Source organism: Streptomyces sp. NPDC085481 (assembly GCF_044541845.1).
GTDB lineage: Bacteria > Actinomycetota > Actinomycetes > Streptomycetales > Streptomycetaceae > Streptomyces.
This window is the reverse complement of record NZ_JBITTJ010000001.1, coordinates 951,221-973,219: the sequence shown is the minus strand read 5'-3', so window position 1 is coordinate 973,219 and position 21,999 is coordinate 951,221. Positions and strand designations below refer to the sequence as shown.

17 protein-coding genes are annotated in these 21,999 nt (G+C 73.6%); 4 read left to right on the top strand and 13 right to left on the bottom strand.

Going from position 1 to position 21,999, the window contains the following annotated elements; translation table 11 throughout:
- The 11 genes from ACIGEZ_RS04500 to ACIGEZ_RS04450 all read right to left on the bottom strand — a co-directional run bounded on the left by ACIGEZ_RS04500 (position 1) and on the right by ACIGEZ_RS04450 (position 14,660).
- Positions 1–2,421 (bottom strand): tetratricopeptide repeat protein, encoded by a 2,421-nt coding sequence (locus tag ACIGEZ_RS04500; protein ID WP_399826220.1) that lies wholly within the window; start codon positions 2,419–2,421, stop codon positions 1–3.
- A 59-nt stretch (positions 2,422–2,480) separates the two neighbouring features.
- On the bottom strand, positions 2,481–3,758 hold the full coding sequence (locus ACIGEZ_RS04495) for a hypothetical protein (protein WP_399825539.1): 1,278 nt from the start codon (positions 3,756–3,758) through the stop codon (positions 2,481–2,483).
- 15 nt (positions 3,759–3,773) lie between these two features.
- Entirely contained in the window at positions 3,774–4,919 is a 1,146-nt protein-coding gene (locus ACIGEZ_RS04490) for a glutamate ABC transporter substrate-binding protein (RefSeq protein WP_399825537.1), read from the bottom strand.
- Positions 4,920–4,930: 11 nt separating this feature from the next.
- Positions 4,931–6,400, bottom strand: coding sequence for a hypothetical protein (locus tag ACIGEZ_RS04485; protein ID WP_399825535.1), 1,470 nt, complete (start codon positions 6,398–6,400; stop codon positions 4,931–4,933).
- Positions 6,401–6,702: 302 nt separating this feature from the next.
- Positions 6,703–7,686, bottom strand: a complete 984-nt coding sequence (locus tag ACIGEZ_RS04480; RefSeq protein ID WP_399825532.1) for an N-acetylglucosamine kinase — start codon at positions 7,684–7,686, stop codon at positions 6,703–6,705.
- Entirely contained in the window at positions 7,677–8,942 is a 1,266-nt protein-coding gene (locus ACIGEZ_RS04475) for a 6-phospho-beta-glucosidase (protein ID WP_399825530.1), read from the bottom strand. The genes ACIGEZ_RS04480 and ACIGEZ_RS04475 overlap by 10 nt, the downstream gene beginning before the upstream one ends.
- Positions 8,943–8,950: 8 nt before the next feature.
- Positions 8,951–9,844: a carbohydrate ABC transporter permease gene (locus tag ACIGEZ_RS04470; protein ID WP_399826217.1), complete on the bottom strand. Its 894-nt coding sequence runs from the start codon at positions 9,842–9,844 to the stop codon at positions 8,951–8,953.
- A 21-nt stretch (positions 9,845–9,865) separates the two neighbouring features.
- Entirely contained in the window at positions 9,866–10,813 is a 948-nt protein-coding gene (locus tag ACIGEZ_RS04465) for a carbohydrate ABC transporter permease (protein ID WP_399825527.1), read from the bottom strand.
- A gap of 6 nt (positions 10,814–10,819) precedes the next feature.
- The gene (locus ACIGEZ_RS04460; protein WP_399825523.1) at positions 10,820–12,163 is read right to left on the bottom strand and encodes an ABC transporter substrate-binding protein; all 1,344 of its coding nucleotides are present in this window, start codon (positions 12,161–12,163) and stop codon (positions 10,820–10,822) included.
- Between the two features lie 45 nt (positions 12,164–12,208).
- Positions 12,209–13,423, bottom strand: a complete 1,215-nt coding sequence (locus ACIGEZ_RS04455; protein WP_399825522.1) for an ROK family transcriptional regulator — start codon at positions 13,421–13,423, stop codon at positions 12,209–12,211.
- A gap of 175 nt (positions 13,424–13,598) precedes the next feature.
- Positions 13,599–14,660, bottom strand: coding sequence for a mechanosensitive ion channel family protein (locus ACIGEZ_RS04450; RefSeq protein ID WP_399825519.1), 1,062 nt, complete (start codon positions 14,658–14,660; stop codon positions 13,599–13,601).
- Between the two features lie 250 nt (positions 14,661–14,910).
- Here ACIGEZ_RS04450 and ACIGEZ_RS04445 point away from each other — a divergent pair, with 250 nt between their 5' ends.
- On the top strand, positions 14,911–15,474 hold the full coding sequence (locus tag ACIGEZ_RS04445; RefSeq protein WP_399825516.1) for an HNH endonuclease: 564 nt from the start codon (positions 14,911–14,913) through the stop codon (positions 15,472–15,474).
- 28 nt (positions 15,475–15,502) lie between these two features.
- On the opposite strand, the gene ACIGEZ_RS04440 is transcribed toward ACIGEZ_RS04445, so the two are convergent.
- Positions 15,503–18,535, bottom strand: a complete 3,033-nt coding sequence (locus tag ACIGEZ_RS04440; RefSeq protein ID WP_399825513.1) for a beta-N-acetylglucosaminidase domain-containing protein — start codon at positions 18,533–18,535, stop codon at positions 15,503–15,505.
- A 174-nt stretch (positions 18,536–18,709) separates the two neighbouring features.
- Here ACIGEZ_RS04440 and ACIGEZ_RS04435 point away from each other — a divergent pair, with 174 nt between their 5' ends.
- The 3 genes from ACIGEZ_RS04435 (at position 18,710) to ACIGEZ_RS04425 (ending at position 21,370) form a co-directional block, all read left to right on the top strand.
- Positions 18,710–18,931: a hypothetical protein gene (locus tag ACIGEZ_RS04435; RefSeq protein WP_399826214.1), complete on the top strand. Its 222-nt coding sequence runs from the start codon at positions 18,710–18,712 to the stop codon at positions 18,929–18,931.
- 106 nt (positions 18,932–19,037) lie between these two features.
- Entirely contained in the window at positions 19,038–21,122 is a 2,085-nt protein-coding gene (gene malQ, locus ACIGEZ_RS04430) for a 4-alpha-glucanotransferase (protein ID WP_399825510.1), read from the top strand.
- A 20-nt stretch (positions 21,123–21,142) separates the two neighbouring features.
- A complete protein-coding gene (locus ACIGEZ_RS04425; RefSeq protein WP_399825508.1) occupies positions 21,143–21,370 on the top strand; it encodes a hypothetical protein in 228 nt (75 codons plus the stop codon).
- A gap of 89 nt (positions 21,371–21,459) precedes the next feature.
- On the opposite strand, the gene ACIGEZ_RS04420 is transcribed toward ACIGEZ_RS04425, so the two are convergent.
- A complete protein-coding gene (locus ACIGEZ_RS04420) occupies positions 21,460–21,981 on the bottom strand; it encodes a MarR family winged helix-turn-helix transcriptional regulator (RefSeq protein WP_399825506.1) in 522 nt (173 codons plus the stop codon).
- Positions 21,982–21,999: the final 18 nt, after the last annotated feature.

The following is a 21,999-nucleotide window of genomic DNA, read 5'->3' as shown; positions in this document are numbered from 1 at the left end:
TCACACCCACGTCCTGGGGCGGAAACGGTTGGCCCGCTCCACCAGTTCGATCCTCTCCTCGCCCTGCTGGGCGAGCCGGGCGAGCACCCGGTACGAGCGTTCGAGGCCGAAGCGCAGTCCGCGCTCGTCCAGTGCGCTGCCGAGCAGCACCGTGCCGGCCGGACCGGCGCCGGGACTCCCGGAGAGTACCCAGTCGAGCGCCGTGCCGAGCACCTCCGTCGACAGCCGCTCGCGGCGCACCGCGTCGAGCCCGAAGCCCTGCAGCGCCGACACCTGCGCCGCGGCCGCCGTCAGGTCGGCGCCCAGCGGCTCGTTCGCCGGGCGGCGGCGCAGCCGGGCCCGTACCGCCGCGACCCGCGCGGCCGTGTAGTGGATGGACGACTCCGGCACGGACTCCAGGGTGCGCACCGCACCGGCCCGGTCGCCCGCCGCCAACTGCACCCGGGCGAGCCCGAAGGCGGCGCTCACATAGCTCGGGTCCGTCGCCCAGACCAGGCGGTAGTACTCCGCCGCGTTGTCCAGCTGGCCGAGCACCTCGGCGCAGATGCCGAGCGCCAGCTTGGGCGCCGGCTCACCCGGGAAGGCGTCGTAGATCGCGTCGAAGGAGAGCGCGGCGCCCGCCTGGTCGCCGGTGACCAGGGACGTGATGCCCCGGTACCAGACCACCCGCCAGTCGTCCGCGTGCTGCTGCTCCAACGTGGCGAGCGCCCGCACGGCCGCCGCGAGGTCGCCCATCTCCACGCGCGCCCGCAGCTCCCGCAGCCGCAGCTCCAGCGAGGCGACGGGCGCCGCGTGCAGCGCGGTGATCAGCTCCGCGGGGGCGGCGGCCAGCAGACCGGCGAGGAAACCGGCGTTGGGGTCGCCCGGGTCGACCCGCGGCACCGGCAGAGCGAGCGCCGTCGCGGGCACCGCGAGCGGCCGCAGGAAGCTGCCGCCCCGGCCGGCGACGGCCGTCGGCAGCGCCTTGCGCCCGCGCCCCGCAGTCCGCGCGCCGAGCACCGACGCGTCGTCCGTCAGCTCGTCGAACAGCTCCGTGTCCGTCACCCGCACCTCGGCGCCGAACAGCGTCGACAGCGCCGGGCGCGGCCGGCCCGACTGCAGCGCGACGACCTCCCGCAGCACGCCCGTCAGCTGCTCCGCCATCTCCTGCGCGGAGCCGAAGCGGCGCGCCGGGTCGGGGTCGGTGGCCCGCACCAGGAGGCGGTAGAACGACTCGTAGGTGCGGAAGACCTCGATGCTGTCCGGCTCGGGCAGCGAGTCCGCGAACACGTTGGTGTAGCCCTGGAAGTCGAAGGTCAGCACGGCCAGGGTGCGCGCCACCGTGTACAGGTCGCTCGCCACCGACGGGCCGACCTCGGCGACCTCCGGCGCCTGGTAGCCCACCGTGCCGTAGATCGCCGACTCGTCGTCGTCCATCCGGCGGACCGCGCCCATGTCGATGAGCTTCAGCTGGTCCTCGGTCTGGATCGCGTTGTCGACCTTGAAGTCGCAGTACAGCAGGTTGCGGCTGTGCAGGTGGCCGAGCGCCTCCAGCGCCTCGATGCCGTACGCGCAGGCCTGCTCGACCGGCAGCGGGTCGCGCCGGCCGTCCGGGGTGCGCCGGTCGTTGGCGATCTCCTTGAGGGACTTGCCGCCCACGTACTCCATGACGATGTAGCCGTCCATGGAGCCGGTGCGCTGGTCCAGGTGCTCGACGAAGTTGTAGATGCGGACGATGTTGGAGTGCTCGATCTCCGCGAGGAAGCGGCGCTCCGAGATCGCCGCGGCCATGGCGTCCTGGTCGCCGGTGTCGAGCAGGCCCTTGAGGACCACCCAGCGGTCGGAGACCGCCTTGTCGACGGCGAGGTAGACCCAGCCGAGGCCGCCGTGGGCGAGGCAGCCCACCACCTCGTACTGCCCGTGCACGACGTCCCCGCCGGTCAGCTTCGGTACGAAGGAGTACGGGTGGCCGCACTTGGTGCAGAAGCCCTCGGTCCGGCCCGGCCGGTCGCCGCGCGAACGGCCCACCGGGGCACCGCAGTCGGAGCGCGAGCAGAATCGCTTCCGCTCGGGCACCTCCGGGTTCGCCATCACCGCGGCACGCGGGTCGGGGCGCGGCACCTCGGGGACGGTGACCAGGCCCGCGCCCAGCCTGCCCCGGCCCGACTGGCCACCGGTCGAACCGGAGCTGCGCACCGACACCGAACGGGCCGTGGCGGGACCGGACAGCGAGCGCGACAGCCGGCCGGAGACCGAACGCCGGGACGCCGAGGAACGCGCGGAACGCGAGGACGTGCGCGAGGAGGCCTGCGAGCCCGACCGGACCGACTCCGAGCCCTTCCCGGCCGCGGCCATCCCGGTCCGCGTCGACGCGAGCAGCCCCCCGGGCGCGACGACCGGCGCCAGACCGCACATGTCGCAGTACAGCTCGCCGCCTCCCATGTCCTCGTACGAGCCCTCGCACGACGGACGCTGACAGCTGCTCACTCCGGATCCCCCGCTCACCACTGACCTCCCCTGGCGTCCCTCGGTCCCGACAGCACCTCGGCCACCGCCTGCTGGTAGCGCAGCACCGCCTGCTCGGCGACGCGCAGATCGCACGGGGCGCTCCACAGCATCCGCCGGGCCGTGTCGTACCGCTCGATGAGCAGCGGATCCTCCGCCGCCCCGAGCCGGGCCACCTTCGCCTTGTAGGCGTCGAGCCGGCCGCGCAGCTCGGCGCGGACGGCCAGCGGCGCGGTCACCGCGGTCAGCGACTCGCGGGCGCGCAGCAGTTCGTCCTCCGCCTCCTCTTCGAGGGAGTCCAGGAGCGGGGACAGCCGGTGCCACTGGGCGTGCCTGCGGTACTCGGCGGCCGTGGCGAGCCGCTCCTGGAGCGCCGTCGGCGGTCCGCTGACGGCCGGCACCTCGGAGGCGGCGATCTTCGCGAGGACCTCGCCGCGGGCGGCCCTCGCCTCGGCGAGCGTACGGTCGGCCCGCGACAGCACGTCCCGCAGCCGCAGCAGCCGGTCCTCCGAGTCCTGCCGGACCGCGAGCACCGCCTCGATCTCGCGCCGGATGTCCTCCAGGGCGCGGGCCGCCGTGTCGTACCGCCCGGTGTCGGGGCGGCCGCCGCCGGGGGCCGAACTGCCCGCCGCGGGCTGCCAGAAGGCCAGCGGGTCGGAGACCACCTGGGAGCGGAGCGCGGTCAGCTCCTGCGTGATCGACTCCAGCTCGTCGCCGGCCGGGTGCTCGCCCGGCCGCACCCCGACGGAGTGCGCGAGCGAGCGGGTCCGGCCCAGCTCGGCGGCGAGCAGGTCTATCCGGGCGGGCAGGGCCGACCAGACGGCGTCGGCGGTGACGACCACGTCGAGCGAGGCCGCGTACAGCTCGTTCATCCGCTGCACGAGCCGCTCCAGGCTGAACGACTCGGCGAGCAGCGCCTGCTGCTGCGCCCCGCCCGCCACGTGCACGCTCTCGCCGCGCAGCCGGTCGGTGAGCTCGGCCAGCTCCTCGCGGCCGGGCCAGCGGCGCCGGGCCCGCAGCTCACGGGCGTCGTGCAGGGCGGCGGTGTACGCGTCGAAGTACGCCCACAGCAGGGTGATCGTCCGCTCGGTGGACTGCCAGCGGTCCCGGGTCGTCCCGGTCAGCTCGGCGCCTTCGAGCAGTCTGCGGCCGGCGTGGTCCTGGAGCGCGAGGAGCGAGTCCTCGACGGCCTTGTGCTCCGCGCCGAGCCGTGCCAGCGCACGGTCCACCTCGTCCCGGTCCATCACCGGCCCGGGGGGTCCCGCGACGCCCATCGATCACCTCTCGCTCTACTTGTACTTGGGTGCGGGCGGCCCGGATATCCCGGGCAGGTCCGCCTTCAGCCACTTGTCGTACGCCGCCTGCCAGGGGCCCTGCCGGTACTGCACGAGGACCTGGTTGACCCGGCGGACCAGGTCGTCGTTGCCGAGCTTGGCGGCCACTCCGTAGTACTCGGTGGTGAAGGGCTTCCCCTTGAGCTCGACCGCCGGGTCCTGGGCGGCCTGTCCCGCGGCCAGCGCGTTGTCCGTGAGGACCGCGTCGACCTCGCCCATCTGCAGCCGGGCCAGGCAGTCCAGCTGGTTGGGGACGGTGACCAGGTCGGGATCGTCCTTGGTGCCGTCGCCCACGTCCTTGTAGACCGCGCCGAACGACTTCTCCTCCAGCGCCTCGTAGGCCGTGGAGCCCTCGGCGGTGCAGACCCGCTTGCCGCTGAGCGAGGCGTCGTAACCGGTGACCGAGGAGGCCCTGGGCGCGAGGATCTGCTGGCCGACCTGGAAGTAGGCGGTGGAGAACGCGACCTGCTGGATGCGCTTGCAGTTGATCGTCATGGTGCGCACCACGAGGTCGACCTTGCTGCTCTCCAGGGCGGCGATCCGCTGGTTGGTCGGGATCGTGCGGAATATGACCGCGTTCTCGTCGCCGAGGATGTCCTTGGCGATGGCCTTCGCCAGGTCGATGTCGAAGCCCTCCACGGTGCCGCCGGTCTTCTTCAGCGAGCCGTCGGGCTGTCGCGCGAGCGTGGTCGGGGTGCGGTAGCCCCAGCGGTAGCTGGACTGGTCGACGCCGACGACGAGCTTGCCGCGCTTCTTGATGGCGGCGATGGTCGGCCCGTCGGCGCCCGACGGGGTCAGCGAGGCGTCCGGGTCCCGGCAGGTGTCGACCTTGACCTGCAGTCCGGTGCCCACGCCGGGGCCGGTGCCGCCGGTGGGCGGGGTGTCGCCGGGGCCGGTGTGCGGCAGCGACAGCAGGGTCAGCGAGGCGGTCAGACCGCAGGCCACGGCCATGGCGGCCACCCCGCCCCAGCCGCGCAGCCGTCCGGCGACCCGGCGCGCGGCCGCGCGGGCCGTGCGGGCGCCGCGGCCCGCGGGGGCGGTGGGCGTGCCGCCGCCCGGCAGCCCGCCCGCCCGGTTCGTGTGCTCGACGCCGTCCGGCATCCCGCCCCCTCTCACCGGTACTCCGACAGTCTGCGGTTGACGCCCGTCACGGCGCAGGCCGCGCCGAGCACGCCGAGCACGGCCGCGCCCAGCGGCAGCCCGGTCAGCGCGTCCCGGCCGCCCGCGGCGGCCCGGGTGAACTCGTCCTGCTCGTGGGCGAGGGCGCGGCCCAGGGCGGCGTCGACCTGGTCGAAGGACTGGCCGGTCGACTCGCTCGCACCGATGATCCGCTCCATCGCGCTGTCGAAGTCGCCCGCGTCGTCCTTCTCCCGGGCCTGCGCGTGGCGTTCGCGCCACTCGCCGGTGCGGTCGGCCGCCTCGGTGAGCGGTCCGCGGCCCTCTTCGTCGTCGGCGAGCCGGCCGGCCGCGTCGAGCGCGCTCGTCAGGCCGGCGACGCTACTGGCGTAGTCCGCCTCGTACTTGTCGCTCTTGCCGTCCTCGGTGAGGACGGCGCCGCGCGCGACCACGGCCAGGTTCTCGTTGGCGCGGGCCTTCAGGGAGGCGATCCGGGCCTCGTTGAGCACCTGCAGGGAGTCCTGCCCGTGTTCCCTGGCGTCGGTGAGACCGGCCCGGGCGAAGCCGTGTCCGGCGAGCAGCCACACCAGGGCGACCACGCAGGCCGCGCTCGCGGCGACGAGGCCGCGGTTGAACACCCGGTTGGTCATCGCGTAGTTACGGCGCTGGGCCCACAGCAGGACCCCGAGGGCGAGCACGCCGAGGGCGAGCGACGGGAGCGGCCAGGCGCGGGCCTCGTCGTCGTCCTGGTGCAGGCGCCGGGTCTCCGCCGCGTACAGCCGCTCGGCGGCGGGCAGAAGCTCCTTGGCCATCGTCTGGTTGGCGTACCGCAGATAGGCGCCGCCCAGCGGCAGGCCCTGCCGGTTGGCGGCGCGGGCGCGCTCGATCAGGCCGGTGTAGCGCGGCAGGTGCTCGCTGAGCGTGGCGATCTCGCGGGCCGAGTCGCCGCCGGCGTCGGTGGCGGCGGCGGCCGTGACGAGAAGCCGGGAGGCGGTGGTGATGTCGTCCGCGTACCGCCGGCGGATCTGCTCGGGTTCCTGCGGTCCGGCCAGGAAGCCGCTCGCCGCGGTGGCGTCCGCGTCGGCGAGCGAGCGGTAGATGTCGGCGGCGTCGGCGCTCAACGGCTGGCTGCGGCCCACCACGTCGTCCGCGGACGAGGCCCGGTCGGCGACCTCGAAGGCCGTCACGGCCCCGAAGGCCACGACGAGCAGGGCGAGCACGGCGCCCAGGATGCGCAGCCGGCCGGGCTCGGTCGTGGCGGCCCTGCGCAGCACCTCGCGGCCCTCCGCCCAGGCGCCGGGCGCGGCGGGCGGCGCCACCGCGGCGGGCTGCGCGACGCGGCCGTGCGGCGCGGCGGCACCGGCCGGCGGTGCCGCCTGCGCGGGCACACCGGAACCCGGCCGCGCGGACGCGGCTGTTGTGCCCTGCGCCGCCGAGGCGGCGGACGCGTTCGGCGGGTTTGTCACGTGACCTCCCCCTCGGTCTGAGACGTCGACCCGTCCTGCCGGTTGAGTGGCGGACGACTCCCCGGCCAGCAGTATGGCCGCAGCGCTCCACCCGCACACCGGGATTGACTCGATCTTGTTCCTATCGTGCCCCATGCCCGCGCCGCTTCCGCAGGCGAACCCCCTTCGAACTCCTTCTCGCCCCCTTCATCTTGAATACGTCCCGCGGCCGAAATCGGTTCCACCCCGAACGTCCTCGAACGAGTGAACATGCGTGCGGGGCGCCCCCGTAGGGACGCCCCGCACCCACCCACCACCGGGCGTCAGGCCCCGTAGTGCTCCCGCAGCCGCGCCGCTGCCTCCGCGCCCGCCGCGATCTCGTCCAGGGCCAGCAGCCCCGCGCCGAGCACCGGCGGTGCGGTCACGACGCCGATCACCGCCTTCGGGGCCTTCGCCGCGAGGAGTTCGGCGATCCGCGCGTCCAGGTGCGGGTGGCGCGCGGCGAGCACGCTGCCGCCCAGCATCACCGGCGCCGCCTCGTCGAGCAGCCCGAGCCGCCCGAGGGCGACCGCGGCCATCGCCACGACCTCCTCGGCCAGCCGCTCGACCAGGCCGCGGGCCACCGGATCGCCCTCCGCGCCCGTACGGAACAGCACCGGCGTCAGCTCGTGCTTCCGCTCGTACGGGATGCGACCCAGGTGCAGCGCCTCGATCAGCGCGTACATCGTCGGCAGCCCGAAGTGCCCGGGCAGCGTGCGCGCCAGCGCGGTCGGCTCGCCCCGGCCGTCCTCGGCGCGCGCGGCGAACCACAGTGCCTCGTCGGCGAGTCCGCCGCCCCCGCCCCAGTCGCCGGAGATCTTCCCGATCGCGGGGAAGCGGGCGGTCCGCCCGTCCGGCAGCATGCCGACGCAGTTGATGCCCGCGCCGCACACCACGGCCACGCCGCGCGGCTCGTCGAGCCCCGCCCGCAGGATCGCGAAGGTGTCGTTGTGCACCCGGACCGAGCGGCTCCACCGCCGCGCGTGCAGGGCGCGCTCCAACCCCAGTTCCTCGACGGGCAGATCCGCGTTGGCGAGACATGCCGTGACGTGGCCGAATGCCGGCGGAAGGGCTTCGCCCCCGGCCGCCGCCCAGGCCCGGCCCACGATCTCGGCGAGCGCGTCGACCGCCGCCTCCACCCCCACCACCGGCGGCTGGAACCCGCCGCCGCGAGCCGCGCCGAGGACGGTGCCGTCCCGCGCGACGACCGCGACGTCGGTCTTGCTGTTCCCCGCGTCGACGGCGAGGAGCACACCGTTCAGGCCCACGCCAGGTGCTCCCGGTTGTGGGCGATCAGCCGGTCGGTCAGCCCCTCGGCGTACCCGAACTGCCCGACCAGCGGGTGCGCGAGCAGTGCCCTGAACACCCGGTCGCGGCCGCCGCGCAGCGCCGCCTCCAGGGCCAGGTCCTCGTACGCGGTGACGTTCGCGATCAGGCCCGCGTACAACGGGTCCACCGGCGCCACCGGCAGCGGAACGGCGCCCTTCGCGCCCACCGCCGCCTGCACCTCGATCACGGCGTCGTCCGGCAGGAAGGGCAGCGTGCCGTTGTTGTACGTGTTCACCACCTGGTACGGAGAGCCGCCCCCGCCGAGCAGCGACGCCGCCAGGTCCACGGCAGCCTCCGAGTAGAAGGCGCCGCCGCGCTTGGCGAGCAGGGCCGGCTTCTCGTCGAGCGCCGGGTCGCCGTACATCTCCAGGAGCTGCTTCTCCATCGCCGCGACCTCGGCGGCCCGCGAGGGCTTGCTGCCGAGCTCCTCGACGACGGCGTCGTGCGCGTAGAAGTAGCGCAGGTAGTACGAGGGGACGACGCCGAGCCGGTCCACGAGCGCGCGGTCCATGCGCAGGTCGTCGGCGATGGCGTCACCGTGCTCGGCGAGCAGCCGCGGCAGCAGGTTCTCGCCCTCGGGCCCGCCGAGCCGTACCCCGGTCTCCCAGGTCAGGTGGTTGAGCCCGACGTGGTCGAGGTGGACCTCGCCCGGAGCGACGCCCAGGAGCGCGGCGAACCTCCGCTGGAAGCCGATCGCCACGTTGCACAGGCCGACCGCCTTGTGTCCGGCCTGGAGCAGCGCCCGGGTGACGATCCCGACGGGGTTGGTGAAGTCGATGATCCAGGCGCCGGGGTTGGCGCGGCGCACCCGCTCGGCGATGTCCAGGACCACCGGGACCGTGCGCAGCGCCTTGGCGAGACCGCCGGCGCCGGTGGTCTCCTGGCCGACGCAGCCGCACTCCAGCGGCCAGGTCTCGTCCTGCTCGCGGGCGGCCTGCCCGCCGACGCGCAGCTGGAGCAGGACGGCGTCGGCGCCGTCGACGCCGGCGTCGAGGTCGGAGGTGGTGACGATCCGGCCCTCGTGCCCCTGCCTGGCGAAGATCCGCCGGGCCAGGCCGCCGACCAGGTCGAGCCGCTCGGCGGCCGGGTCGACTAGGACGAGTTCGGTGATGGGCAGGGTGTCGCGCAACCGCGCGAACCCGTCGATCAGTTCGGGGGTGTAAGTGGAGCCGCCCCCCACGACAGCGAGCTTCATAACGTCGGCTAGCCCTTCACTCCGGTCAGTGTGACACCCTCGACGAACGCCTTCTGGGCGAAGAAGAAGACGAGGATCACGGGGGCCATGACCAGGACGGTCGCGGCCATGGTCAGATTCCAGTCGGTGTGGTGCGCGCCCTTGAAGGACTCCAGGCCGTAGCTCAGGGTCCACGCCGCCGGGTTCTCGGAGGCGTAGATCTGCGGCCCGAAGTAGTCGTTCCAGGCGGCGAAGAACTGGAAGAGCGCGACGGCCGCGATCCCCGGCTTCGCCATCGGCAGGACGACCCTGACGAGGGTGCCCAGTTCGCCGCAGCCGTCGACCCTGGCCGCGTCGAGGTATTCGTTGGGGATGGTCAGCAGGAACTGGCGCAGCAGGAAGATGGAGAACGCGTCGCCGAAGGCCATCGGGATGATCAGCGGCCACAGCGTGCCGGACAGGTCCAGCTGCTTCGCCCAGAACAGGTACATCGGGATGACGACGACCTGCGGCGGCAGCATCATCATCGAGATGACCAGGATCAGCGACAGATTGCGCCCGCGGAAGCGGAACTTGGCGAGCGCGTACGCCACCGGGAGCGAGGAGACCACGGTCAGGACGGTGCCCACGCCCGCGTACAGCAGGGTGTTGCGCCACCAGGTGAGGAAGCCCGGCGTCTCGAAGACGCGGACGTAGTTGTCCCACTCCCAGGTGTCGGGGGTGAGGTCGCGGGTGAGCGCCTGCTGGTCGCTCATCAGCGAGGTCAGCAGCACGAAGACGAACGGCAGCACGAAGAACAGCGCGGCGGCGACGCCGAGCGAGTGCACCGCGATCCAGTGCAGCAGGGCCTTGCGGCGGGCGGTCCGGGCGGCCGGGGTGGGCCCGGCGTCCGTACGGTGCACGACGTCGGGCGCGTCGAGCACGGTGGGGGACTGGCTCACGGTTCACTCACCTGCCTGGATCAGGCCGCCGCGGCGGCGCATGAGCAGCCCGGTGAAGACCATGGCCAGCGCGAAGAGGATGAGGGCGATGGCGCAGGCCGCTCCGTAGTCGAAGCGCTGGAAGCCGAGGTTGTAGACGAGCTGCGGCAGGGTGAGCGTGGACTTGTCCGGGTAGCCGGGCTCGAACTGCTGCCCGGAACCGCCGATCACCCCGGAGGCGACCTTCCCGGCCACCAGCGGCTGGGTGTAGTACTGCATCGCCTGGATGACCCCGGTGACCACGGCGAACATCACGATCGGCGAGATGTTCGGCAGGGTCACGTAGCGGAACCGCTGGAGCGCCGATGCCCCGTCCAGCTCGGCCGCCTCGTACTGCTCCTTCGGTACGTCGAGGAGCGCGGCCATGAAGATGACCATGAGGTCGCCGACGCCCCACACCGCCAGCATGGTGAGCGCGGGCTTGGACCAGGCGGCGTCCGTGAACCAGCCGGGGGCGGCGATCCCGGCCCCGTCGAGCACCGAGTTCACCGGCCCGGTGCCGGGGTTGAGCAGGAAGACGAAGGCGAGCGTCGCCGCGACCGGCGGGGCCAGGTAAGGCAGGTAGAACAGGGTGCGGAAGACCCCCGCGCCCGTCTTGATCTTCGTGATGAGCAGCCCGACACCGAGTCCGAACACGACCCGGCAGGCCACCATCACGACCACCAGCCACAGAGTGTTGCGCAGCGCGGGCCAGAACATGGGGTAGTCGACGAAGACATACGTCCAGTTGTCCAGCCCGTTGAAGGACGGGGCGGTGAAACCGTCGTAGTCCATGAAGGAGAAGTAGACGGTCGAGACCATCGGGTATGCGAAGAAGACGCTGAACCCGATCAGCCACGGCGACATGAACGCCGCCGTACGAAGCGCCGCCAGCCGGCGCTTCGAACGGAGAGTGTGCGTACGCGTGGTCATGGACGGCTACTTCGCCTTGGTGATGTCGGTGTCGATCTGCCGGGCGGTCTGCTCCAGGCCGGCCTTGAGGTCGCTCACCGAGCCCTTCTCGTACTGGAAGGCGAAGTCCTGGAGGGTGTTGAGGTACGCGGCGCCGTTGATCGCGCCCGCCGGGGTGTTGGACTTCGGGTGCCGGGCGATGTCGAGGAAGGTCGTGAAGCGCGGGTCGAACTTCAGGTTCGGCGACTTCAGCGCCTCGAAGGTGGAGGGCACGTTGCGGATGTCGTTGGCGAAGGCGACGACGGCCTCGGTGTCCGTGGTCATGAACCGGACCAGTTCCCAGGCGGCGTTCTGCTTCCTGCTCTGCGGGGCGATGCCCATGATGGTGCCGGAGAGGAAGCCCTTGCCGTAGTCGCCCGCCTGGCTGTCGGGGACGGGCATCGGGGCGACGCCGACCTCGAAGGGCACCTTGGCGTCGGTGGCCATGCCGAGCCGCCACTCGCCGTCCATCTGCATGGCGACCTGGCCGGTGTGGAAGGGGTGCTTGGCGCTCCACTCGTCGCCGAAGGAGGTGCGGAACCTCTCCAGCTTCTCGTAGCCGCCGAGCTCGTCGACCATCTTCTTCTGGGTCGTGATCATCTCGGCGACCGCCGGATCGGTGCCGACGGTGGACTTGCCGTTCGCGTCGAAGTACGTGGGGCCCCAGCTGCCCAGGTAGTGCTCGCTGGTGGTCTCGTAGCCGTGGTAGTTCGGCATGAAGCCGAGCTGCTCGAAGCCGTCGTCCTTGGTCTTGGTGAGCTTCTTGGCGACGGCGAGGAGCTCGGAGTAGGTCTTCGGGGGCTTCGCGGGGTCAAGGCCGGCCGCCTTGAAGGCGTCCTTGTTGTAGTAGAGCCCGTAGGCGTCCGTCAGCAGCGGCATCGCGCAGCGCTTGCCCTCGAACCGGGTGTACTCGAGCAGCGTCTTGGGGATGATCTTGTCGAGGTCGAGCCCGGACTTCTCGATGAAGGGCTTCAGGTCGGCGAAGGCGCCCGAGGAGCAGAACTTGCCGAGGTTGGACGTCGTGAACGACGACACGACGTCGGGGCCCTTCGAACCGCCCGTGCGCAGCGCCTGGTTGAGCTTGTCGTCGTTGATGTCGCCGACGACCTTGACCTTGATGCCGGGGTGGGCCTTCTCGAAGCGCTTGATGCTGTTGTCGATGGCCTGCACCTCGGAGGGGGCCGACCAGCCGTGCCAGAACGTGATCGTGGTCTGCGCGTTGGGGTCGTCGTTCGCGCCGTTGCTCGGGGAGCCCGTACAGGCGGAGGCGAACAGGGCTATCGAGGCGGTGGCGGCGAGCGTGGCGGCAAGCCGGCGCGGGCGTGCGGGCATGACGGGTCCTCCCTGGGACGGGCTGGGATGAGGGACGGTGTCGGGCTACCGGGAGGTGTCGAAGACCTCGTCCCGGGTGGCGGCGAGCGCGGATTCGAGCGCCCCGCGCAGCACGGGGCGCCGGTCGACGGCGGCGAGGACGAGCCGCGGACGGGAGGCGGCGAGGTCGGCGAGTTCGGACTGGACGCGGGCGCGCAGCGGCTCCCCGCCGGCGGTGATCGCCTCGCCGGACAGGACGAGGAGTTCCGGGTCGAGGACGGCGACGAGGGAGGCGAGGCCGGTGGCGAGGCGTTCCGCGTAGGTGTCGAGGAGCCGGGCGTAGCGCTCGTCCTCGGCGTGGTGCTCGGCGGCGTGCGCGAGGAGGCCGGCCGCGACCTCCACGTACGGCTGCTCGCGGGTCTCGATGCCGACGGCCTTGGCGATCCGGGGGACCGACTGGACCCCGGCGAGCTCCTGGAAGCCGCCGGAGTTGGCCTTGGTGACCTGCCGTACGAGCGGGGTGCCGGGCACGGGCAGGAAGCCGACCTCGCCGGCGCCGCCGGTGAAGCCGCGGTGCAGCCGGCCGCCGAGGACGAGGGCGGCGCCGAGGCCGGTCTCGTTCCACAGGAGCACGAAGTTCTCGTGGCCGCGGGCGGCGCCCAGGCGCTGCTCGGCGATGGCGACGAGGTTGACGTCGTTCTCGTACTCGAACGGCATGGGCAGGGCGACGGCCAGCTCCGCCAGGAGCGTGGGGGAGTGCCAGCCGGGCAGGTGCGAGGCGTAGCGCAGCCGCCCGGTCGCCGGGTCGAAGGCACCGGGGGTGCCGATCACCAGGCGGTGTACGTCTCCGAGGGCGAGCCCGGCGTCCTTGACGGCCCCGTCGAGGACGTCGACGACCTGCCGGACCACGTCGTCGGCGGCGCGGCCGGGGGTGCGCAGCTCGGACTCCCCTACGACCTCGCCGGTGATGTCGGCGACGGCGGCGCGGATGCGCTCGGGGGTGACGTCGAGGGCGGCCGCGTGGGCCGCGCGCGGGTTCACCGCGTACAGCTGGGCGTTGGGGCCGGGCCGGCCCTCGGTGGTGCCGGTGGCGATGACGAGACCGGCGGCTTCGAGCCGGGCGAGCAGCTGCGAGGCGGTCGGCTTGGACAGGCCGGTGAGCTTGCCGATCCGGGTCCGCGAGAGGGGCCCGTGCTCAAGCATCAGTTCGAGTGCGGCCCGATCGTTCATGGCGCGCAGCACGCGCGGGGTGCCGGGGGTTCCCGGGGTCGTACCGGCCATGTCGGATCCACCTGCCTAGCTGCCACGAGCCACTGCACTGTTAGGAAAGTTTCCTATTCGGTGGGAGGAAGGTAAGACCCCCGTCGACAACGCGTCAATACCCGGGAACGCACGACGCCCGCGAAGGCAACGAAAGCGTTACCTGAGCGGGCGTCCTGTCAAACCGTCCCGGCCGCTACTTACTGAGGTCGGGCTTCGGTAGTGGTGTCGCAGCCGCCGACTGCGGGGAGGACGGGGAGGCGAAGGCCGAGGGGGCCGACATGCCGGCGGTCGGGTCCGCCGGGGAGGCGTCCGCCTGGGCCGGGACGCCGCCCACGATGCGGATGCCGGCCGCGTCGAGGGCCCGCTTGATGCGCCAGCGCAGCTCCCGCTCCACGCCGAGCGCCTTGCCCGGCATCGTCTTCGCCGAGACCCGGACGGTCATCGAGTCGATCAGGACCTCGTTGAGGCCGAGGATCTCCACCGGGCCCCACAGCCGCTCGTTCCACGGCTCTTCCTTGGACATGGACTCGGTCGCCTCGGTGATCACCGACTGCACCCGGTCCAGGTCCTCCGTCGGCCGGACCGTGACGTCCACGCCGGCCGTGGCCCAGCCCTGGCTGAGGTTGCCGATCCGCTTGATCTCGCCGTTGCGGACGTACCAGATCTCGCCGTCGACGCCGCGCAGCTTCGTCACCCGCAGGCCCACCTCGATCACCTCGCCGGAGGCCACCCCCGCGTCGATCGAGTCGCCCACGCCGTACTGGTCCTCCAGGATCATGAAGACCCCGGAGAGGAAGTCGGTGACGAGGTTGCGCGCGCCGAAGCCGATCGCGACACCGGCCACACCCGCCGAGGCCAGCAGCGGCGCCAGGTCGATCTTGAAGGCGCCCAGGATCATCAGCCCGGCCGTGCCCAGGATGAGGAACGAGGCCACCGAGCGCAGCACCGAGCCGATCGCCTCCGAGCGCTGCCTGCGCCGCTCGGCGTTGACGAGCAGTCCGCCCAGGGCCGTGCCCTCCACCGCCTGCGCCGAGCGGTTCATCCGCTCTATCAGCTTGGTGAGGGCCCGCCTGATCAGCATCCGAAGCGTCAGCGCCACGACCAGGATCAGCAGGATCCGCAGACCGGTGTTCAGCCAGGTGGACCAGTTCTGTTCCACCCAACCGGCGGCGTTCGTCGCCGTCTCGGCGGCCTCGTCCAGCGTCACCGGAACGGTTTGCGGGTCGTCGGCGGTCGGCGGGGCGGACCAGAGCACGGGGGGACCTCCAGGCGTGGTGTACGCAGTTCGTCCACACTAACGGGGGACAGGGTGTCCCCCGGTTGTCGTGTGCACAGGGAAAGACGGACCACGGCCGGGGAAGACTCCCGGATGCGTGCCGATGTGTTCGAGAACACCCCAAGGCCGTTACCCCCACGTGGTGGCGTTCCGACCAGGCATGAGGAGAGACTGAGAGCAGTTTCGTCCCGGCGCGAGCCACGCGCCGCCGGCGTCATAGGAGGCATCCGTGCCGCATGTCCTGGTCCTCAACGCGTCGTACGAGCCACTCGGCGTCGTACCGCTCCGCCGCGCGCTCGTCCTCGTCCTGGAGAACAAGGCACTCTGCCTCGAGGAGTCCGGCGCCTTCCTGCACAGCGAGAGCCGCGTCCTGGCCGCACCCAGTGTGGTCCGGCTGAAGCGGTTCGTGCGGGTCCCCTACCGGGGGCCCGTTCCCTTGACCCGCAGAGCACTCTTCGCCCGCGACGGTGGGCGCTGCATGTACTGCGGCGGCGTCGCAACCAGCGTCGACCACGTCATTCCGCGCAGCCGCGGGGGGACGCACGCCTGGGAGAACGTCGTGGCGGCCTGCCGCCGCTGCAACCACGTCAAGGCCGACCGGCACCTGCGCGAGCTGGGCTGGCGGCTGCGGCACCAACCCGCCCCGCCGACCGGACTGGCCTGGCGGATCATCGGGACCGGCCACCGCGACCCGCGGTGGCTGCCCTACCTCCAGCCATACGGCGCGGACGACGCACTGGCCCGGATCGACGCGGTCGTCACCACCCCTCAGGGGGCGGTACCGACGGGTTGATCCGGGCCTTGCGCGTTCCACGCGAGGATCACGGGGAGCCGGGCGCCGCGCCCTGCTCCCCCTCCGGCGTGTCCGCCGTCGGGTCCTGCGGCCCGGTCGAGGGGTCCGGGGCGTCCACCGCGTACGTCTCCACCGACCACAGCGAGTAGCCGTACCGCGTCGCCCGCGCGTCGCCCTGCACCCGCAGGAAGCGGGTGTCCGCCGCGTCCATGCGGACCGACTCGCGCCCGCCCCTGCCGTCGCGGACCGTGGCGGCCGTGCGCCAGGTGCGGCCGTCGGCGGAGACCTGGACCCGGTAGCGGGTCGCGTACGCGTCCTGCCAGTGCAGGACCACCTGCCCTATCCGGGCCGGTTCGGCCAGCTCCACCTGCCACCAGGCGCCGTCCTCGACGGGCGAGGACCAGCGGGTCGCCGGGTCGCCGTCGGTCGCGAGGTGGGCCGGGAAGTCGGGCGTCTCGTCACCGGAGGACGAGGCCGTGCCCGTACGCGCCAGGTCCGGGCCCGCCGTGCGCGGGAACGCCCGTACCGTCAGGATCCGCTCCTCGCCCGCGAACGACACCGGCACGGCGTAGGAGCCGGCCGGCGTGTCCGGTGCGACCGACACCTCCAGGGGGACGGTCGCGCGGGTGCCCCGCGGCACCACGGCCTCCTTCGGGAGGCGCACCGAGACGCCCTTCGGCGGCCTCGCGGCCAGCGGCGCGCGTACCTCGCCCGCGCGCCGCCCCTCCAGGGTGACGTCCACCCGCTGGGCCGGGCCGCCGATCTCCGCGTCGGTCTCGGCGCGTGCCAGGGCGAGCGCGGCGCGCGGCTCGTCGGCGAACCACGGCACCAGGGACCGCACCCGCGCGGGCGCGCCGCTCCAGACGATCCGCAGGGCCGTCGCCCGCAGCCCCTTCAGGTCCGTCTGCGTCCAGCCCGAGGCCGCGAGCGGGCCGAGCGGGCGCCAGCCCTCGCCGGGCACGTACGCCTCGAGGGTGCCGCCCGGCGAGCCGCCGGGCTCGGTCATCACCGTCAGCATCTCCAGCGGCCGCGAGCGGTCCAGCCGGACGGTGTACGCGTCCTGCGCGCGGTCCGCCGTGAGGCCCGGGCCGCGGTCCCGGTCGGCCCCCGTCCAGGCCGCCGACTCGGTCACCGCGCGGGTGACGAAGGCGTCGAGGACTCCCTTGCCGACCGTCACCGGGCTCGACCTCAGCTCCTCGCGCTGCCGCTCCAGGGCCAGCTGGGCCCGCCAGGCCCCGGCGCCGTCGCCGCGCGCCTGGGCGAGGAGCATGTCGACGGCCGTCTCGCCCGCCAGGCCGTACCGCGACAGCTGGGCGAGCCACGGCCCCGCCTCGTCGCCGAGCGCGCCGCCGGCCGTGCCGGCGAGGCGCCCGGGTGCCTCGCGCATCACGGTGAACGCGGCCCGCAGCTCGCGCGCCGCCTTCTCCCGTACGGACTTGTCGGGGCTGGTCCGGCTCGCCCAGAAGGCGGCGGCCAGCGGCTTCAGATAGGCCGACTCGCCGCCGGGGTCGATGAGCGAGGAGGCGTCGTTCCCCGCGAGCGCCCACAGCGCCTCGCGGGCCGCCGGGTCGGGTCCTGCCAGCTCGTCGACGGCGGCCCGCCAGGACTCCTGCGGCCGGTAGCCCCGCGGGTTCCAGGCGAAGTCCGCGGCCGTGAAGAGGGGCACGCGGGAAGCGGCGGGCTGCTCCATGGCGTTGGCGAGGAAGGCGGCCGAACCGGCGGCGACGGCCGGCTCGCGCCCCATGGCGGGGCCGAGGAAGAGGCGGTCCTGGGCGTAGTCGTTGACCGGGTAGTTGTCCATCGTGACCAGCGGGTGGTCGAGGGCCTTGCGGGCCCCGGCCAGGTCGTGCCCGGTGATCTTGCGCGGCACCGCGCCGACACCGGTCCAGGCGACCTCCACCCGCGCGTCGAGGGCGTCGGCGAGGGCCGTGCGGTAGTCGGTGGCGCCGTCCTGGTAGTACTCGGTCGGCATCAGCGACAGCGGCGGCGCGTCCGGGTGACGCTCGGCCAGGTGCGCGGCGACGGCGTTCGCCACCCGCGCGTGAGCGCGGGCGCCGGCCCCGGGGCCGCGCCCGAAGGTGTCGGCGTCGTCGGAGCAGTGCCACTCGCTGTAGCTGACGTCCTGGAACTGGACCTGGAAGGCGCGCACTCCGAGCGCCCACATGGCGTCGATCTTCTTGGTGAGCGCCTTCAGGTCGTCGTCGGACGACAGGCACATGGACTGGGCGGGTGCCACGGCCCAGGCGAGCGTCACGTGGTTGGCGCGGGCCCGCGCGGCGAGCTCGCGGAACGCGGCCCGCTCGGCGGCCGGGTAGGGCTCGCGCCACAGGGTCTGGCGGTACGGGTCGTCGCCGGGCGCGTACAGGTAGCGGTTCTGCTTGGTGCGGCCCATGAAGTCGAGCTGAGCCAGCCGCTGTTCCCGGCTCCAGGGGCGCCCGTAGAAGCCCTCGGTCAGTCCGCGTACGGCGGTGCCGGGCCAGTCGCGTACGGCGACGCCCGGGACGCTTCCGTCGGTGCGGATCAGCTGACGCAGTGTCTGGACGGCGTGGAACAGGCCGTCTTCACCGGTGCCGTCGAGCGCGACCGTGTCCCGGCCCTGGAGCCGGCCGGCCGCGAGCCGGTAGCCGCCGTACGGCAGGTCGCCCTGCTCGCCGAGCCGCAGGGCGCGCAGAGCCTGGGGCGCGCCGGCGGCCGGGCCGACGCGGATCACCGCGCCGCGGCCGGGCAGCGCCTCGTGGACGCTCCGCACGCCGGCCGTCCGCAGCAGCTCGCGCAGTGCCCCGAGGGCGTACGGGTCGGCGTCCGGGTCGGCGAGCAGCGTGACTTCGGGGCCGAGGGGCACGGTGCCGCCCGTGGCGGTCAGGGACTGGGGGCGGGGCCACACCGCCGGGGTCGCGGTCGTCGGCGCCTCGGGGGTGGTGAGGGGGGAGTGGGGTGTGAGGGGGGAGTGGGGTGTCAGGGGTGCGGCCTGGGCGGTGCCCGGGACGGCGCCGCCGAGGAGTCCGCCGATGACCGCGGCGGCGACGGCGGTAGCGGTCCGCCTCCTGCGTCCGAGGTGCACGGGGGCTCCCTTCGGTCCCGTGGGTAACAACTGGATTACGAGCCCACCACCTGGGCCGACGGAGTGTCAATGCGGGTGGTCGAACTGTCTGGTTTGCCCGGTGGCCTTTCGGCGAGGTGGCACCGATTCGCCGAATTCCGCCGGTAAAACGGGGAGCGATGGGTAGGGCTCCCCCTGCTGTTCCAGCTGTCGAGACGAACCGGAGATCCCGTGACCGTGACCGACCACGCCTGCAAACAGATACGGATTCCGAGGCAGGGCCCGCTCACCAGCGAGCCGCCCCTCGCCGACGCCGCACCCCTCACCAGCGAACCGCCCCTGACCCAGGCGGCCCCGCTGACCAGCGAACCCACCGCCCCCGGCACGGCGGGCGGCACGGAGTCACCCGGAGTGTGAACCGCCCCGCCCCGCCCCACCCGCCGTAGCCCTCGGGGCCCTCGTAGTCCTCGGAGCCCCGGTGTCCGCAGAGTCCGCAGAGTCCGCAGAGTCCTTGGAGGGTCGAGTGACCCTGGCCCGTCTCGCCGCCCTGCACGGCGTCGCCACCGAGTACGCCCCCTCCGAGGGCGTCACGGTCACCGTGCCCGACGCCACGGTGGTGGCCGTCCTGCGCGCCCTGGGCGTCGACGCCGCCACCCCGGAGGGGGTCGCCGTCGCGCTCGAAGCGGCCGAGCGTGCGGTCCGGGAGCGGCTGCTGCCGCCCACCGTCGTCCACTGGCAGGACGGGCCGCCCCGGCCGCCCCGGGGGCTGCCGCCGGGCACCCGGCTGCGGGTCACGACCGAGGACGGACGGACCGTCACCGGGACCGACTGGAGCGGCCTTCCGCTTGGCGTGCACCGGCTGGCCGCCCACGCCCCCGACGGGCGCGGCTCCAGCAGCACCCTGATCGTGGCCCCCGCACGCGTGCCGGGCCCCGGGACCCGCGCCTACGGCCTGCTCGTCCAGCTCTACTCCCTGCTGTCCACGCGCTCCTGGGGCATGGGGGACCTCGGCGACCTGCGGGAGCTCGCCGACTGGGCCGGCCGGACGCACGGCGCCGGCTTCCTCCAGGTCAACCCGCTGCACGCGGCCGTCCCCGGCGCGCCCACCGACCCGTCCCCGTACCGCCCCTCCTCGCGCCGCTTCCCCGACCCCGTGCACCTGCGGATCGAGGACGTCCCCGAGTACGGGTACGTCGACCCCGCCCGCCGCGAGGAGCTCGACGGGATCCTCGCGGAGGCGGCCGAACTGCGCGAACGGGTCCTCGGCAAGGGCGCGCTGATCGACCGGGACGCCGTGTGGGAGGCCAAGCGGCGCGCCCTGGAGCTGGTGCACACCGTGGAGCTCGCCCCCGGCCGCCGCGCCGCCTACCGCGACTTCCTCGCCGAGCGCGGCCGCGCCCTGGAGGACCACGCGACCTACCATGCCCTCGCCGAACGGCACGGCCACCACTGGCGCAGCTGGCCCGAGGAGCTGCGCGACCCGCGCGGGGCCGAGGCCGCGGTCCGCGCCGACGCCGCCCTCGCCGCACGGGTCGACTTCCACTGCCGGCTCGCCTGGCTGACGGACGGTCAGCTCGCCGCCGCCTCGCGCACCGCCCGGGAGGCCGGGATGGCGGTCGGGATCGTCCACGACCTGGCCGTCGGCGTCCACCCGGACGGATCCGACGCCTGGGCCCAGCAGCACGTCTTCGCCGCCGGCATGTCGGTCGGCGCCCCGCCCGACGCCTTCAACGCCCGTGGCCAGGACTGGGGCCTGCCGCCCTGGCGCCCCGACGCGCTGGCCGCCGCGGGCTACGCCCCGTACCGCGGTCTGCTGCGCGAGCTGCTCCGGCACGCGGGGGCGCTGCGGATCGACCACGTCATGGGCCTGTTCCGGCTCTGGTGGGTGCCCGAGGGCGGCGGGCCGACCCAGGGCACGTACGTCGGTTACGACTCCGAGGCGATGCTCGCCGTGCTCGTCCTGGAGGCCCACCGCGCGGGGGCCGCCGTCATCGGCGAGGACCTGGGCACGGTCGAGCCGGGGGTACGGGAGGCGCTGGCCCGGCGCGGGGTGCTCGGCACCTCCGTGCTCTGGTTCGAGCGGGACTGGGCCGGCACCGGCCGCCCGCTGCCGCCCGAGGAGTGGCGGGCCGACTGCGTGGCCACCGCCACCACCCACGACCTGCCGCCCACCGCCGCCCGGCTCTCCGGCGACCATGTGACGCTGCGCCACCGGCTCGGGCTGCTCGCCGGCGACCTGGAGCGCGAGCGGAGCCGGGACTCCGCCGAGACCACCGAGTGGCTGGGCCTGCTCCAGCGGCTCGGGCTGCTCCCGGAGGGGCCGGGCGACGAGGCGGCCGAGATCAGGGCCTTCCACCGCTTCCTGGCCGCCACCCCGGCCCGGATGGTGGGGGTGTGGCTGCCGGACGGGGTGGGCGACCGCAGGCCGCAGAACCTGCCGGGGACCTGGGACCAGTACCCCAACTGGCGGCTGCCGGTCGCGGGGCCCGACGGGCAGCCGCTCACCCTGGAGGAACTGGCCGCCTCGCCCCGCGTCCACGACCTGCTGCGGCTGCTCGCGCAGGAGGTCGGAGCCCGTACGGCACCCCCGGGCGCGCGGGCCGTTTAGGTGTTCGCTACTTTTGCACCGTGGACAAGAAGAACGCCCTGCGCGCCGGCGCCGTCGCGGCCGGTACGACGCTGATGATGCTGCTCATGTCGTCCCCCGCGCTCGCGCTCACCCGCGACGACGGTGACGACCCGGCCCCCAAGCTGAGTGTCGGCGAGACCCTCGGCCTGTTCGTGGCCGCCCCGCTGGTGCTGTTCCTGGTGATCGCGGGCCTGGTCATGGTGCTCGACCGGTCCAAGAAGGCCTGAGGCCGCACCCTTTCTCTCCGAGGGCGCCGCACGGTACGAGGTACCGTGCGGCGCCTTCGCATGTCTTCAGGCCGCGTCCAGGGCAGGATTCATGCCGTCGTCGCGAGCAGCCTGCGCAGCAGCCCCGCCAGCTGCTCCGCCTCCTCGGGCGTGAGCGCCGCCTCCAGGGCCGCACGCTGCCGGTCGAGCCCGGCGGCGACGGCCTGGTCCACGAGGGTGCGGCCCTCGTCGGTGAGGGTGACCCGCAGTCCGCGCCGGTCGTTCGGGTCGGGGCTGCGGGTGAGCAGCCCGGCCCGCTCCAGCTTGTCGAGCCGGCCCGTCATCCCGCCGGTCGTGATCATCAGCGTGGCGGTCAGTTCGCGCGGTGACAGGGTGTACGGCTCCCCTGACCGGCGCAGCGTCGCGAGGACGTCGAACTCGCCGAGCGACATCCCCCCGTACGGCGCGTACGCCTTGTCCACCTTGCCGCGCATGGCGTTGGCGAGCCGGTAGATCCGGCCGAAGACGGCCATCGGCAGCGTGTCCAGATCCGGGCGCACGGCGGCCCACTGGTCGGTGATGGCGTCGACGGCGTCGTGGGCGGGGCCCGGGCCGGGGGTGTGCTTCTCCATGACCTCAGTCTCCCCTCT

What these genes read in the sequence shown, in the direction of transcription:
- ACIGEZ_RS04455 (WP_399825522.1), bottom strand. Translation starts at nt 13,423, where the DNA reads ATGGCCGGTACGACCCCGGGAACCCCCGGCACCCCGCGCGTGCTGCGC.
- ACIGEZ_RS04420 (WP_399825506.1), bottom strand. Translation starts at nt 21,981, where the DNA reads ATGGAGAAGCACACCCCCGGCCCGGGCCCCGCCCACGACGCCGTCGAC.
- ACIGEZ_RS04465 (WP_399825527.1), bottom strand. Translation starts at nt 10,813, where the DNA reads ATGACCACGCGTACGCACACTCTCCGTTCGAAGCGCCGGCTGGCGGCG.
- ACIGEZ_RS04475 (WP_399825530.1), bottom strand. Translation starts at nt 8,942, where the DNA reads ATGAAGCTCGCTGTCGTGGGGGGCGGCTCCACTTACACCCCCGAACTG.
- ACIGEZ_RS04495 (WP_399825539.1), bottom strand. Translation starts at nt 3,758, where the DNA reads ATGGGCGTCGCGGGACCCCCCGGGCCGGTGATGGACCGGGACGAGGTG.
- ACIGEZ_RS04460 (WP_399825523.1), bottom strand. Translation starts at nt 12,163, where the DNA reads ATGCCCGCACGCCCGCGCCGGCTTGCCGCCACGCTCGCCGCCACCGCC.
- ACIGEZ_RS04490 (WP_399825537.1), bottom strand. Translation starts at nt 4,919, where the DNA reads ATGCCGGACGGCGTCGAGCACACGAACCGGGCGGGCGGGCTGCCGGGC.
- ACIGEZ_RS04500 (WP_399826220.1), bottom strand. Translation starts at nt 2,421, where the DNA reads ATGGGAGGCGGCGAGCTGTACTGCGACATGTGCGGTCTGGCGCCGGTC.